We start from the raw sequence: 14050 nt of genomic DNA on the forward strand, positions 1-14050 counted from the left end.
GTGGCGCGGCCCGATACCGTTCCAGCCATGACCGCCGACGCTCCCGTCACGACCGCCGACGACTCAGTGACGACCGACGACTCCGTGACGACGGCCGACGACTCCGCGACGACCGCCGTCGGCGGTCCGGGCGAAAGCGACGCCGACCGGCGGGTCGGCCTCGCCGCCCTGCTGCCGTACCTGCGCGCCCACCGCGGCACCCTGGCCGTGGTGGGCGCGCTGTCGTTGGCCGGCGCGGCGGCGTCGCTGGCCCAGCCGCTGCTCACCCGCTCGGTGCTGGACGGGCTCTCCGCCAGCCGGCCCGTGGCCGGGCTGGTCGCGGCGCTGGTCGCCCTGGTGCTGGTGGGCGCGGCGCTCGGCGGGGTGCGGGACTACCTGCTGCAACGCACCGCCGAGGGGGTCGTGCTGGGCACCCGGCGGCGGCTGGCCGGCCACCTGCTGCGGCTGCCCATCGCCGAGTACGACCGCCGCCGCACGGGCGACCTGCTCTCCCGGGTCGGCTCGGACACCACCCTGCTGCGCGCCGTGGTCACCTCCGGCCTGTTCGAGGTGGTCACCGGCGCCGTGATGGTGCTCGGTGCGGCGGGCGCGATGGTCCTGCTCGACCCGGTGCTGTTCGGGGTGACCCTGCTCGGGGTGGCCGCCGGCATCGCCATCGCGGTCGCCTTCGCCCACCGGATGCGGGGCCTGGCCCGCGCCGCCCAGGAACGCATCGGCGAGATGACCTCGGCGGTGGAGCGCGCCATCTCGGCCGCCCGGACGATCCGCGCGGCCCGGGCGGAGCGGCGCGAGGCCGACGCGATCGGCGTCAGCGCCACGCGGGCCTACGCGGCGGGGCTGCGGGTCGCCCGGGTGCAGGCGTTCGTCGGCCCGGCCAGCAGCGTCACCATCCAGGGGGCGTTCCTGCTGGTCCTCGGGGTGGGCGGGGCGCGGGTGGCGGCGGGCGCGATCACCGTCGGCGACCTGGTCGCCTTCATCATGTTCCTGTTCTTCCTGGTGCTTCCGCTCGGGCAGGCGGTGCACGCCTACACCCAGTTGCAGACGGGCCTGGGCGCGCTCCAGCGGATCGAGGAGGTCCTCGCCGTGCCGGTCGAGGGGGCGGCCGACCGGCCGACCGCCCCGGCCCGGGCGCTCCCCGGCGGGGCGCCGGCGTCCGTCGAGTTCGACCGGGTGGGCTTCGGCTACTCCGGCGGCCCGCCGGTGCTGCGCGAGGTGAGCTTCACCGTGCCGGCCGGCACCCGGACCGCCCTGGTCGGCCCGTCGGGCGCCGGAAAGTCGACGCTGCTGGCCCTGGTCGAGCGCTTCTACGAGGTCACCGAGGGCGCGCTGCGCGTCGACGGGGTCGACGTGCGCGACCTGCCCCGCGACGCCCTGCGCGCCCGGATCGGCTACGTCGAGCAGTCCGCGCCCGTGCTGGCCGGCACGCTGCGGGAGAACCTCCTGATCAGCGCGCCGGAGGCCACCGAGCAGCGGCTGCGCGCGGTGCTCGACGAGGTCAACCTCGGCCACCTCGCCGAGCGCGCCCCAGAAGGGCTGGACGTGCAGGTGGGCGAGGGTGGGGTGCTGCTCTCCGGCGGCGAGCGGCAGCGGCTGGCGATCGCCCGCGCCCTGCTGGCCGGACCGCCGGTGCTGCTGCTCGACGAGCCGACCAGCAACCTCGACGCCCGCAACGAGGCCGCGCTGCGCCGGGCCATCGACGCGGTGGCCGCCCGGCGCACCCTGCTGATCGTGGCGCACCGCCTCTCCACCGTCGTCGACGCCGACCAGATCGTGGTGCTCGACGGCGGCCGGGTGGCGGCCACGGGCACCCACGAGGAGCTCACCGGGACCAGCCCGCTCTACCGTGAGCTGGCCACCCACCAGCTCCTGGTGACCTGAGCGGTCCAGGCCCGCGACGCGCCCGGCGGCGACACCCGCGCGGCGGCGCGCCGGGCGGGCCGCCAACGCCGGCCCCGGTCGCGTACCGTTGCCGCTCATGGGTGTGTCGCAACGCTTGAAGAGCAGGTTCCGCCGGTTCCTCCAGCGCCCGGGGACGACGGTCGACCTGGGGCCGTTGGAGAAGCTGCTGCCGGCCGTCGAGGCGCGCGAGGAGGAGCTGTCGGCGCTCGACGACGCCGAGCTCACCGAGGCCGCCGGCAAGGCCACGGACTACGAGGAGATCTGCGCGATCGGCCGCGAGGCCGCCCGCCGCGGCCTCGACCAGCGGCCGTACGACGTGCAGCTGCTCGGGGCGATGGCGCTGCTCTCCGGCAAGGTCGCCGAGATGGCCACCGGTGAGGGCAAGACGCTCACCGCCACCATCGCCGCGTACGGGCACGTCCGGCTGGGCAACGGCCCGGTGCACGTGCTCACCGTCAACGACTACCTGGCCCGGCGCGACGCCCTCTGGATGGAGCCGGTCTACACCCTGCTCGGCCTGACCGTCGGCTGGGTCAACGAGGCGTCCACCCCGCAGGAGCGGCGCGACGCGTACGCCTGCGACGTCACCTACGTCTCGGTCAGCGAGGCCGGCTTCGACTACCTGCGCGACCAGCTCGTCACCGACGTGGAGGACCGGGTGCAGCCGCCGCTGCGCACCGCGATCGTCGACGAGGCCGACTCGATCCTCATCGACGAGGCCCGGGTGCCGATGGTCCTCGCCGGCGCGGTCGCCGGCGAGCAGGATCCGGTGCACGCCGCCGCCGCGCAGGTGCGCGGCCTGCGCAAGGGCAAGCACTACACGGTGGCCGAGGACGGCCGTAGCGTCGCCTTCACCGCCGCCGGCCTGGCCGCCGTGGAGGCCAAGCTCGGCATCGACCTCTACGACGAGGAGCACGTCGCGCAGCTCTCCGCGGTGAACGTGGCGCTGCACGCGCACGCGCTGCTGCACCGCGACGTCGACTACATCGTCCGGGACGGCTCCGTCGAGCTGATCGACGAGATGCGGGGCCGGGTCGCCCAGCGTCGCCGCTGGCCGGACGGGCTCCAGGCGGCCGTGGAGGCCAAGGAGGGCCTCGACGCCACCGCCGAGGGCGAGGTGCTCGGGACCATCGCCGTGCAGGCGTACATCGCGCTCTACCCCAAGGTGTGCGGCATGACGGCGACCGCGGTGCTGGTCGGCGACCAGCTCCGCGAGTTCTTCGGCCTCGAGGTGGCGGTGATCCCGCCGAACACCCCGTGCGTGCGCGAGGACGAGCCGGACCGCATCTACGCCACCCGCGCGGAGAAGGAGGAGGCGCTGATCGACGAGATCAAGCGCAACCACGAGCGCGGGCGGCCGGTGCTGGTCGGCACCCTGGACGTGAAGGAGTCCGAGGGGCTGGCCGCCGGCCTGAACGCCGCCGGGGTGCCCTGCGTGGTGCTCAACGCGAAGAACGACGACGAGGAGGCGGCGATCATCGCCGAGGCCGGCGCGTACGGCGCGGTGACCGTCTCCACCCAGATGGCCGGCCGGGGCGTGGACATCCGCCTGGGCGGCAGCGACCAGACCGACCGGGACCGGGTCGCCGAGCTGGGCGGCCTCTACGTGATCGGCAGCGGCCGGCACGACAGCCGGCGCGTCGACGACCAGCTGCGCGGCCGGGCCGGGCGGCAGGGCGACCCGGGTGGGTCGGTCTTCTTCGTCAGCCTGGAGGACGACCTGGTCGTCCGGCACGCCGGCGACGCCGTCCCCGCCTCGCCCCGGATGAACGCCGACGGCCTGGTGACCGACGACCAGGTCGAGTACGCCGTCGAGCACGCCCAGCGGGTCGCCGAGGGCGTCAACCACGAGATCCACCGCAACACCTGGCGCTACAGCGTGGTCATCGAGCAGCAGCGCAAGGCCCTCGCGGAGCGCCGGGAACGGCTGCTGACCAGCGACGTGGCGGCGCTGATGCTGCTCGACCGGGTGCCGGAGAAGGCCGGCGAGATGGACGAGGACCTGCTCGCCCGAGCCGCCCGGTGGATCGCCCTCTACCACCTCGACCGGCTCTGGGCGGAGCACCTCGCGGAGCTCTCCGAGGTGCGCGAGGGCGTGCACCTGCGCGCCCTGGGCCGGCTCGACCCGCTCGACGAGTTTCACCGGGCGGCGGTGCCGGCGTTCAACAACCTGATCCCGGAGATCGAGCGGCGGACCATCGAGACCTTCGAGGAGACGGAGTTCGAGGACGACTGGGAGCCGGACGAGGCGGAGCTGGTGCGGCCGAGCGCGACCTGGACGTACCTGGTGCACGACAACCCGTTCGGCTCGGAGCTGGACCGGTTGATCGCCTCGGTGGGGCGGCGGCTCAGCTCCGCGTCACGCTGACGCACCGGGGCCCCTTCCCGCGCCTCGGGGTGTCGGAAGGGGCCCCCTTTTGCGCCGTTTCGACCCCGGTTTGCGAGGGTAGTAGGCCGGGTCCGAGGAGTCGGGAGAGAACCAGACGATGGAACAGGTGACGGCGCCGGTCGGCCGTGCGGCAGCACGCGCCGGGACGGTGGGGGCAGTGGAGCGGTGAACCTGGAGATGCGGGACCCGGCGGTGGAGCGGCTCGGCGTGCTGGAGACCGCCGCCCTGCTGCGCGAGCTGACGGCCGGGCTGATCGCGGTCGACGACTTCGACGAGGCGCTGGACGCGCTGGTGCGTACCGCCCGCGACGCGGTGGTCGGCGTGAGCTGGTGCGGCTTCACCGCGCTGCGCGCCGGCGAACCGGCCGGGGTGGCGGCGTCCGACGCGCGCCTGGCCGGCCTGGACGACCTGCGGCACGGCCCCGACTCGCCGGCCATGGACGCGATCCGGCGGCGCGAGATGATCCTCTCCGACCGGCTGGACCGGGAGGAGCGCTGGCCGGCCTGGACGCCACGGGCGCGGGAGCTGGGCGTACGCGGGGTGATCTCCGCCCCGGTCGACGTCGACGACCAGGTGATCGGGGCGATCAACCTCTACGCCGGCGCCGCCGACCTGCTCACCACCGGGCACCAGCTCACCGCGATGCTCCTCGCCGAGCACGCCGGGCTGCTCCTCGCGGCGGTCCGCGACCGGGCGCGCAAGGCGGCCCAGGCCGAGGAGCGGGACCCCACGGCGCTCGGCGACGGGGTGGTCGGGCAGGCGATCGGCGTGATCATGACCCAGCGCGGCTGCCCGGCCGAGGAGGCGCTCGACGTGCTGCGCAGCGCGGCGTCGTCGCTGGACATTCCGCTGCGGGAGGTTGCCGACCGGCTGGTCGCCACCGTGTCACGCCCCCGCGACAACTGACCGCCCGCTCGCCGCCCCGTCCGCCCAGCCGCGCCCGTCCGCCCAGCCGGGCCCGTCGCCCAGCCGGCCCGTCGCCCAGCCGGCCCGTCCGGGCGGATGGTCGATCCACACCAAGATCACGGTGGGGATGACGGTCGTGCTGCTCGCTGGTGGCTGGTTGGCCGGGGTGGCCCGGCGGCGGGGATAGGCCGGGGTGGTCCGGCGGCGCGGGGTGGCCGGGATCGCGGCCGTGGCCGGCCTCGGCGGCGTTGGCCGGGGTCGTCTGCGTGGCGGAAGTGGCCAATGGGGCGGCGGTGACCAGCGCGAGCAGCGGGGCGGGCGGGCCGCGTGTCGTTTCGGCGGGCCGGTGCCCGGGTAGCACCCTGGACTGGTGACGCGTGCCGACCCTGGGGAGGAACCATGCAGAGCCGGCTGCGGGTGCAGGGGCACCCGATCCAACCGATGCTGGTGACGTTCCCGTTCGGGCTCTTCGTGAGCGCGACCGTGTTCGACCTGACCGACGTGCTCGGCGGGCCGGCCTTCCTCGGCGAGGTGGGCTACTGGACGTCCGTGGCGGCCCTGGTCGCCGCCGCGCTGGCCGCCGTGGCCGGCATGATCGACCTGTGGGACGTGCCGGTCGACCGGACCCGGCGCACGGCGATCACCTTCAACCTGGTGAACGTGGCGATGGCCGCGCTGTTCCTGGTCGCCTGCCTCGTCCGGGCCGACGCGCCGCAGCGGGGCGCCTCCGTCGTACTGCTGCTCACCGAGCTGGTGGCCCTGGGCGTCGGCGCGGTCGGCGTCTCACTGGGCGCCCGGCTGGTCCGCCGCTTCGACGCCGGGCGTCGGGCCGAGGCCACCACCTTCGACGCGCTGGCCGACGTGCCCGACGCCACCGTCGACCTGGCCCGCCACCGCCTCTGACCCCCACCCCGTTCCGCCCCGCCCAGCCCTCCCCCCTCACGGCGTCGATCATGCAGTAGTGGTGGGAAGTAGCCGCCCATTAGTGCCTTTTGCGGGGCACCGCGACTGCATGATCGACGCTGCGGGGTGGGCGGGGGAGCAGCGCCGCAGGCGCGGGGGTGCAGGGGTGGGGCGGGTCAGGGGGTGGGGTGGGCGTCGGCGTGGTGGGCGGCGAGGACGTCGGCGCCGAAGTCGCTGGCCGGGCGGCGCAGGACGGTGTGCGCGTGGTTGCCGTCGTCGGTGGTGTTGTCGTACTCGATGAGCAGGTCGTCGCCCTGCACCCGGTAGTAGTGGCGCTGGCCGGGCACCGTCGGGCCGGCCCAGGCGAAGTGCAGCTGCCCGGCGTCCAGCCGGCGCGCCTCCCGGATCGCCAGCTCGGGCGGGAGCCGGTCCAGGTAGAGCGCCACGAGCTGGTCCAGCAGGGCCCGCCCGGTGGGCCCGAGCCGGTCGGCGGGCACCCCGAGCGGCTCCAGCGGCCCGTCCACCCGGGGACGGGTGGCGCTGATGATGTCCCCGGGCGCCTCGTCGGCGATGATCGCGGCGGCCCGGCCGGCCGGCCCCATCGCGTCGAGCAGGGCGCGGGCCAGGTCCTCCTCCACGCCCAGCGGCCGGGAGACCGGGCGGCCGGCGTACCGGACGGTGGCCGGGTTGGCGCCGAGGAAGACCGGCGCGGGGGAGACCTGGTCGTCCACCACGGTCATGCTCACTGAGAGGTGGTGCCCCTCCAGGCGCCACGCCCAGGCGTCGTCGCGGGCCGGATCGCCGAAGACGGCCACCCAGTAGTCGCCGCTGTGCCGGCCCCGACGCCAGCCCTCCGCCCGGTCCAGCACCTCCTCCAGCGCGACGATCGCCATCGCCTGGGCGTACGCCGGTGGGCTCAGCGCGGTCGCCAGCAGCCGGTGCGCGGCCTTGCGCCCCGCGCGGTCGAGGTCGGCCAGGCAGACCCCTGGCCGGGGCCGTGGCCGGTACTCCAGCCAGCGGCGGGCCGCCTCGTCGTCGAACCGGTGGGTGGCCTCGGCGCGGGCGGGTTCGCCCAGCGCGGCCAGCAGCGCCGTGGCGGCGGTGCGCATCTGTTCGGGCAGCGGATCTTCCACCGACCCTGTATACCGGGCGCAGGCCGGAAACGTCGGGCGTCGCGGTCAGTCCGTGCCCCGCGCCGGGCGTCGCGGTCGGCCGGCGGCCGCTCCCGCGCCGGGTGTCGCCGCCAGCCCGGCCCGCGCGGACGTCCTCCGCGGCCGGCCCCGTGGGCGGCCGGTCCCGTGGGCGTCCTCCGTGGCCGGTCCCCGCGCCGGGGCCGCCGTCAGCCGGTCGGCGCCGTCAGCAGCGCGAGCATCTCGGGCAGGTCGAAGAAGCGGGCGGTCTCCACCGCCGACGGGCTGCCGTGGTGCGGGTCGGCCCCGGCGGCGAGCAGCGCCCGGACGGCCTCGGTGCTGCTGCGGAAGGTGGCGGCGGCCAGCGCGGTCTGGCCCCGGTCGTTGGTGCGGGAGTGGTCGGCCCCGCGGGCGAGCAATGCGTCGACGGTCTCGGGGCGGGCGTGGTAGGCCGCCAGGATCAGCAGCGTGTCGCCCTTGTCGTTGGTCAGGTCGATCGGCAGCCCCGCGTCGACGTAGTCGGCCAGCTCGGCGGTGGCGCCGTCGCGCGCCAGGTCGAACATCCGGTGCGCGAACGCCAGCGTCTCGGCGTCGAGTTCCTCACTCACCGGTCCAGGTTAGTCGGACGCCCGCCTGGTACGTTGCTCGGCCGGCGTGCTGGGGGAGGGGCGATGGACGACAGGGTGTACGTGGGCAACGCGGGCGTCGACGGGGCGACGAACGCCGGCTGGCTGCTCGGCCACTTCATGCCGCCGGGAGACGCCCGGCACAGCACCGACGTCGAGGTGAAGTGGGGGGTGCACCCGGTCGGGGAGGCGCGCTCCCGATGGGCCACCGACGAGCGGCGGACGGCCCTGTTGGTGCTGGTCAGCGGCCGGTTCCGGGTCGAGTTGCCGGACCGGACGGTGCTGCTCGGCGAGCCCGGCGACTACGTGGTGTGGGGGCGGGGAGTGGACCACTCCTGGTACGCCGAGCGCGAGTCGGTCGTGTTGACCGTGCGCTGGCCGTCCGTTCCCGGCTACCGGGTGGCGCCGCCGGTCCGCCGCTGACCGCCGCCCGCACGCGGCGACCACCTGGACCGGCCGCCGGCCGGGGTCCCAGTGTCTGGGATTACCTACTAAACCAATAGGGTTTGCATCCTATGCTGGATCGACGCACCGCCGAACCGCGAGGACCGCCATGCCCGACCGACGCCCGCCCGACCTGCTCGCCGTAGCCCGACGCTGGGCCGCCGACCCCGCCCACTGGCCGGTGCCGCTGCGCTTCGACCCGACCGCCCGGTGGTACGCCCGGCTCGCCCACGAGGCCGACCACGAGGTGTGGGCGCTGAGCTGGCTGCCCGGCCAGGGCACCGACCTGCACGACCACGGCGGCTGCGGCGGCGCGTTCCTGGTCGTGTCCGGGGTCCTGACCGAGGAGACCGTCGACGGTGGCGCGCTCCGCCCGCACCGGCTGCCGGCCGGCTCGGGCCGTCGCTTCGGCCCGCGGCACGTGCACCTGGTGTCCAACCGGGACGACGAGCCGGCGGTGAGCGTCCACGTCTACCGGCCCGCGCTGCGCCGGATGACCAGCTACCGGCTCACCGACGGCCGGCTGCGCGTCGCCGAGGTGGCCGAGGCGGGAGTCGCCTGGTGAGCGCCACGCCGGCGCCCGCACACCGCCCGCGATCGTCCGCGCGCCGCCCGCTCCGCGCCGGTCGCCCGCCGTCGTACGCGCACCGTCAGCAACCAGAGGAGGCAACGACCATGCCGCAGACCGACCCGCACGCGTGTCCGGCCCCGGTGGCGCCGCCGGGCTCGCGGGGCATCGACGAGATCCTGGCCGCCGCCCGGGCGCGGCTGGACCGGCTGGACCCGGAGCGCGCGCACCTGGCGCACCGGGGCGGGGCCCTGCTGGTCGACATCCGCCCGGCCGCCCAACGGGCCGCACACGGCACCGTGCCCGGCGCGCTGGTGATCGAACGCAACGTGCTGGAGTGGCGGTTCGACCCCCGCTGCCCGGCCCGGCTGCCCCAGGCGGTCGGCTACGACCTGCGGGTGGCGGTCGTCTGCCAGGAGGGCTGCACCTCCTCGCTGGCCGCCGCCGCCCTCCAGGATCTCGGGCTGCGCCACGCCACGGACGTCGTCGGCGGCTTCGTCGCCTGGCGGCTCGCCGGCCTGCCCGTGCTCGGCCCCACCCCGCCGCAGCCCACGTCCACCCCCGCGCCCCCGGTGACCGCCGGCCGGGCGCCGTCCTGACCGCCACGCTCCACCGGGCGTGGCGGCACCGCCGCCGCAGGAGGCTCCATGTCCGTCGTCGCCATTCCCACCCGGATCCACTCCACCACGCGCCCCGAGCGGATCGCGCCGGTCCGCCCGCGTTCCGCGCCGACCGTCACCATCACCCTCGACCTCGCCCCGGGGCCGGTGAGCCCCCGCCTGGCCCGGCTGCTGGAGCTGATCGGCGAACTCGCCGAGTCGGGGGAGGGGCGGCTGGGGCCCGGCGTCGCCGAGGACCGGCCGGCGGCGCCCCGCCCCGTGCCGGCCGTCGTGGACCCGCACGCGATCCGGATCGCCACCGGGTCGCGGGTGGTCCACCAGGGCTCCCGCGTGATCCCGCTGACCCGGATCGAGTACGACCTGCTGCTGTTCCTGGCGGAGCAGCCCCGTCGGGTGTTCACCCGGCTCCAACTGCTGAGCCGGGTGTGGGGCTACGAGCACGCGGTGGCGCGCACCGTCGACGTGCACGTCCGCCGGCTGCGCGCCAAGCTCGACGCGGACATGCCGGTGGTGACCACCGTCTACGGCGTCGGCTACCGCCTCGCCGACGAGGCCCGGATCGAGATCGAACACAGTCGCTGACGGCGCCACCCGCGCGGCGTGCCCGGCCTCGGGCGCGCCGCGCCGCCGCGTTCCGGGTCGGGGGTCCCGTCGCCGGTACGCCGCGCGCCGACCGGTCGCGGGCCAGTGACCCTCGGCCGGGCCGACGGGATTCACGTCCGTGCACCCCCGGCGCCACCCGCACCGACCACCGTGAACCGGGCGGGCACCCCCCTATCGGGCCAACCCGGCGGCTCTGCTGTAATCATCAGGCCTCGTACGCAGAGCGAGCATTCGGCTCCGATGCGTCGGTCAATTGTCACATTCATGCAACGCAGCCGCCCCTTGACCCTCGCCCGGGCGCCGGGAAGCATCGATGGAGCGGCGTCCCGGGCCGTGGGGAGATACCCGGACCAGCCAAGGAGGACCATGTCGGTCAGCCCCGCCTCGTCGCGCGCCGGATGGCATACGTCCCAGCCCGCTGTTCCCGGTCGACCCCCGGGGGGCCAGCGTCGTCCCGCCAACACCGCCGCACCGATGCTCACGGTGACCCTGAACATCCCGTTGGCATCCGAGGAGTCGCTGACCCCGCCCGCCCGGCGGCTGCTGGAGGCCGCCCGGGAGATGCTGGAACGCGGCGAGGGCACCATCATCACCGCCACCGTCGACCGCCGCCCCGACCCGGTGCCCGCCGGCCGCTCGCCCTCCCGCCCGGCCGCCGCGACCATCCCCACCCTGCACATCCTCGCGTCCTCCCGGTCGGTGCTGCGCGACGGCGAGCCGTTGCCGCTGACCCGGCTGGAGTTCGACCTGCTGCTGCACCTCGTCGCCCACCCCCGCCGGGTCTTCACCCGGTTGCAGCTGCTCAACGCGGTCTGGGGCTACGAGCACGCCGGCGTGCGCACCGTGGACGTGCACGTCCGCCGGCTGCGCGGCAAGGTCGGCGTCGACGTCCCGCTGGTCACCACCGTCTACGGCGTCGGCTACCGACTCGCCGACGACGCCCACGTCACCATCGACCGCAGCGGCTGACGCCGTCCGTGGCGACCGGCGGGGCACCATGGTCGGATGCGCATCCGACCCATCTCCCCGGAGCGGCTCGTCGCCGAGCTGACCGAGCGCCTCGCCGGCGCCGACGCCCCCGGCCGGCTGCGGGTGGCCGTCGACGGCGCCCCGGCGGCCGGCCCGGACGAACTCGCCGCCGCGCTGGTCGAACCGTTGCGCGCGCTCGGCCGGCCCGCGCTGCACGTACGGGCCGCCGACTTCCTCCGCCCCGCCTCGGTGCGCCTGGAGTACGGCCGGACCAACCCCGACGCGTTCTACGAGGGCTGGGTCGACGAGCCAGGGCTGCGCCGGGAGGTGCTCGACCCGGCCGGCCCCGGCGGCTCCGGACGGGTGCTGCCCTCGCTGTGGGACGCCACCGCCGACCGGGCCAGCCGCGCCGCGTACGTCGACCTGCCGCCCGGGGGCGTCCTGCTGGTCAGCGGGGCGCTGCTGCTCGGCGGGGGCCTGCCCTTCGACGTCACGGTCCACCTGGTGCTCTCCCCGGCGGCCCTGGCCCGGCGCACCGACCCGGCGCTGCGGTGGACGCTGCCCGCCTTCGCCCGGTACGCCGACGAGGTCGCCCCCGCCTCGTTCGCCGACGTCGTGGTCCGCGCCGACGATCCGCGGCACCCGGCGCTGGTGGAGTCCCCGGTGTCGCCCTGACGCCGCGAGGTGGCGAAAATTCGTCGGTTTGAGCGTCGGTGGGGCGGGGTATTCGCCCGGCTCACAGAGCGCGGGTGATCCGCCCGCGCACAGACGACCACGGGGGCTGGGCGCACGTACCGGTGCCCCGGCGGATTTCCAGGCCAGAAAGGCAGGCAGCGATGCTCGTCCACGACACGATCGGTACGGGCCGATCCCAGGCGGAGATCGACCAGATCCGGCGCTCCCTGCAGGCCCGCTACGACGAGCTGTCCGCGGAGTACGAGCAGGCGGTGCTGCAGAGCCAGGTGCTGCGGCTGGTGGAGGTTGGTGACACCGCCGGCGACGACCAGGCCGACAGCGGCACCAAGACGGCGGAGCGGGACACCGCGCAGTCCCTCCTGCGGACCATCCTCGACCGTCGCGCCCAATACGAGCACGCCCTCACCCGGCTGGAGGAGGGCACCTACGGCTTCTGCGAGGGCTGCACGTCGGCGATCCCCGTCGAGCGGCTGGAGATCTTCCCCTCCGCCACCACCTGCGTGCAGTGCAAGCAGAACCGGGAGCGTCGGGCGGCCTGATCCCCGCCAGCGGTTGCCGGTCGGTCCGGAACGCGGTGAGGTCGACCCATGGGTGAGATCAAGGTCGGCACCGCCTCCTGGACCGACCGGACGTTGCTGGACTCCGGCTGGTACCCGCAGACCGCCGACACTCCCGAGAAGCGGCTGGCCTACTACGCCCGCCAGTTCCCGCTGGTCGAGGTGGACGCCACCTACTACTCGCCGCCCGCCGAGCGCACGGCGAGGTTGTGGGCCGAGCGCACCCCGGCGGGCTTCACCTTCAACGTCAAGGCGTTCAGCCTGCTCACCGGGCATCCGACCCGGCCCAGCGCGCTCTACAAGGACCTCCGGCCGGACACGGGGAAGAAGAACCTGTACCCGGACGACCTGCCGGCGCAGGCGTACGAGGATGTCTGGACGCGCTTCCTCTCCGCGCTGGACCCGCTGGTGCGGGCGGGCAAGCTCGGCGCGCTGCTGTTTCAGTTCCCGCCCTGGTTCACCATCAAGCGGGACAACAAGCAGTACCTGCTGGAGGTGGCGAAGCGGTGCGCCCCGCTGCGCCCGGTCTACGAGTTCCGGCACGCCTCCTGGTTCGACGGCGCCAACGCCGACGAGACCCTCGCCTTCCTGCGCGAGCACCGGCTCGCGTACGTCTGCGTGGACATGCCGCAGGGGCACCGCTCGTCGGTGCCCCCGGTGCTGGCCGCCACCGCGGACCTCGCGGTGGTGCGCTTCCACGGGCACAGCGACAAGTGGACCAGCAAGGACATCCACGAGAAGTTCGGCTACCGCTACACCGACCGGGAGCTGCGCGACTGGGCGCCGAAGCTGCGCGCGCTGGCCGACTCCACCGGCGAGACCCACGTGCTTCTCAACAATTGCTACCGGGACTACGCGCAGACCAACGCCGCGACCCTCGCCGGGCTGCTCGACGCCGCCTGAGCCGGGCGGCGTTTCATCCCGTCCGGGTGAGGGCCGCTCACCCCGTCGCCGCGCAGCATGGACGGTATGTGCGGTCGACCGTGGCCGCGGACGCGACACCACGGAGGTGGGTGGAGATGACGGTTCGGGTGGTACCGGGTCGACGACGCGGTGCCGTGCTGCACGTCGTGGGGTCGTCCGCCGACGCCCGGTGGGTGGCACGCCCCGCGCGGGTCGGCCCGACCCGGCAGCCGCGTGGCCCGGTGGGGCCGCCGCGACGTGACGACGACCGACGGTGGGAGACCGACGTACGGGGGTGGACAGATGGCTGAGCAGCTGCATTCCGCGTTCGAGTCCTCGATGGACAAGACCAACCTGATCCTCAAGGACATCGAGCAGGCCTACGGCTGGCCCAAGGAGCAACGCAACCAGTCCTACTGCGCGCTGCGCACGGTGCTGCACCTGCTGCGCGACCGGATGCCGGTGCAGGAGAGCGTGGAGTTCGCCGCGCAGCTGCCGGTGCTCGTGCGCGGGATCTACTTCGACGGCTGGAAGCCGTCGGACGTGCCGATCAAGCTCAACCGGGACGACTTCCTGCTGGAGGTCCGGCAGGGCTTCCCGTACGACGTCGAGGGCGGCCCGGAGCGCGTGGTGCAGGTGGTGCTGGACACCCTGCGCCGGCACGTGACCCAGGGCGAGTGGGACGACGTGAAGGCCACCATGCCCAAGGGCATGGCGAACATCATTCCCTGACGCGACGCCCGTCCGCGTCGGCCCGCTCCACCTCGGGTGGGGCGGGCCGACGCGCCGTTCACGCCGGCCCGCCCGCCGGCACCGGGCCCGCGGCCGCGTCGTCGG

At 75.0% G+C, this 14050-nt stretch carries 15 protein-coding genes; 13 read left to right on the forward strand and 2 right to left on the reverse strand.

The window, feature by feature from the left end; all coding sequences use genetic code 11:
• The first annotated feature begins 27 nt into the window (after positions 1–27).
• The 4 genes from AB0G08_RS26440 (at position 28) to AB0G08_RS26455 (ending at position 6097) form a co-directional block, all read left to right on the forward strand.
• Positions 28–1878, forward strand: a complete 1851-nt coding sequence (locus AB0G08_RS26440) for an ABC transporter ATP-binding protein (RefSeq protein WP_358092483.1) — start codon at positions 28–30, stop codon at positions 1876–1878.
• A gap of 97 nt (positions 1879–1975) precedes the next feature.
• Entirely contained in the window at positions 1976–4267 is a 2292-nt protein-coding gene (secA2, locus tag AB0G08_RS26445) for an accessory Sec system translocase SecA2 (protein ID WP_358092485.1), read from the forward strand.
• A gap of 186 nt (positions 4268–4453) precedes the next feature.
• Positions 4454–5194 (forward strand): GAF and ANTAR domain-containing protein, encoded by a 741-nt coding sequence (locus AB0G08_RS26450; protein WP_358092488.1) that lies wholly within the window; start codon positions 4454–4456, stop codon positions 5192–5194.
• Positions 5195–5593: 399 nt separating this feature from the next.
• A complete protein-coding gene (locus AB0G08_RS26455) occupies positions 5594–6097 on the forward strand; it encodes a DUF2231 domain-containing protein (RefSeq protein WP_358092490.1) in 504 nt (167 codons plus the stop codon).
• 176 nt (positions 6098–6273) lie between these two features.
• Here AB0G08_RS26455 and AB0G08_RS26460 read toward each other — a convergent pair whose 3' ends face one another.
• Complete coding sequence (locus tag AB0G08_RS26460; RefSeq protein ID WP_358092492.1) at positions 6274–7230, reverse strand: DUF3500 domain-containing protein; 957 nt, start codon at positions 7228–7230, stop codon at positions 6274–6276.
• Positions 7231–7436: 206 nt separating this feature from the next.
• A complete protein-coding gene (locus tag AB0G08_RS26465; RefSeq protein ID WP_358092494.1) occupies positions 7437–7835 on the reverse strand; it encodes an ankyrin repeat domain-containing protein in 399 nt (132 codons plus the stop codon).
• A gap of 63 nt (positions 7836–7898) precedes the next feature.
• On the opposite strand from AB0G08_RS26465, the gene AB0G08_RS26470 reads away from it, so the two are divergent.
• From AB0G08_RS26470 to AB0G08_RS26510, 9 genes are all read left to right on the forward strand, one after another.
• Complete coding sequence (locus tag AB0G08_RS26470) at positions 7899–8276, forward strand: signal peptidase I (RefSeq protein WP_358092496.1); 378 nt, start codon at positions 7899–7901, stop codon at positions 8274–8276.
• A 130-nt stretch (positions 8277–8406) separates the two neighbouring features.
• Positions 8407–8862 carry a cysteine dioxygenase family protein gene (locus AB0G08_RS26475; RefSeq protein ID WP_358092498.1) on the forward strand — a complete coding sequence of 152 codons (456 nt, stop codon included), beginning with the start codon at positions 8407–8409 and terminating at the stop codon, positions 8860–8862.
• Between the two features lie 110 nt (positions 8863–8972).
• A complete protein-coding gene (locus AB0G08_RS26480; protein WP_358092500.1) occupies positions 8973–9464 on the forward strand; it encodes a rhodanese-like domain-containing protein in 492 nt (163 codons plus the stop codon).
• Positions 9465–9512: 48 nt separating this feature from the next.
• Entirely contained in the window at positions 9513–10067 is a 555-nt protein-coding gene (locus tag AB0G08_RS26485) for a winged helix-turn-helix domain-containing protein (protein ID WP_358092502.1), read from the forward strand.
• A gap of 387 nt (positions 10068–10454) precedes the next feature.
• Positions 10455–11057, forward strand: a complete 603-nt coding sequence (locus tag AB0G08_RS26490) for a winged helix-turn-helix domain-containing protein (RefSeq protein WP_358092504.1) — start codon at positions 10455–10457, stop codon at positions 11055–11057.
• A 36-nt stretch (positions 11058–11093) separates the two neighbouring features.
• The gene (locus tag AB0G08_RS26495; protein ID WP_357876797.1) at positions 11094–11732 is read left to right on the forward strand and encodes a uridine kinase; all 639 of its coding nucleotides are present in this window, start codon (positions 11094–11096) and stop codon (positions 11730–11732) included.
• Between the two features lie 161 nt (positions 11733–11893).
• On the forward strand, positions 11894–12292 hold the full coding sequence (locus tag AB0G08_RS26500) for a TraR/DksA C4-type zinc finger protein (protein WP_089000644.1): 399 nt from the start codon (positions 11894–11896) through the stop codon (positions 12290–12292).
• 48 nt (positions 12293–12340) lie between these two features.
• Positions 12341–13213, forward strand: coding sequence for a DUF72 domain-containing protein (locus tag AB0G08_RS26505; RefSeq protein WP_358092506.1), 873 nt, complete (start codon positions 12341–12343; stop codon positions 13211–13213).
• 303 nt (positions 13214–13516) lie between these two features.
• A complete protein-coding gene (locus AB0G08_RS26510; protein ID WP_358092508.1) occupies positions 13517–13945 on the forward strand; it encodes a DUF2267 domain-containing protein in 429 nt (142 codons plus the stop codon).
• Positions 13946–14050: the final 105 nt, after the last annotated feature.

The organism is Micromonospora sp. NPDC023644, from assembly GCF_040640115.1.
In the GTDB taxonomy this organism is placed as follows: Bacteria; Actinomycetota; Actinomycetes; order Mycobacteriales; family Micromonosporaceae; genus Micromonospora.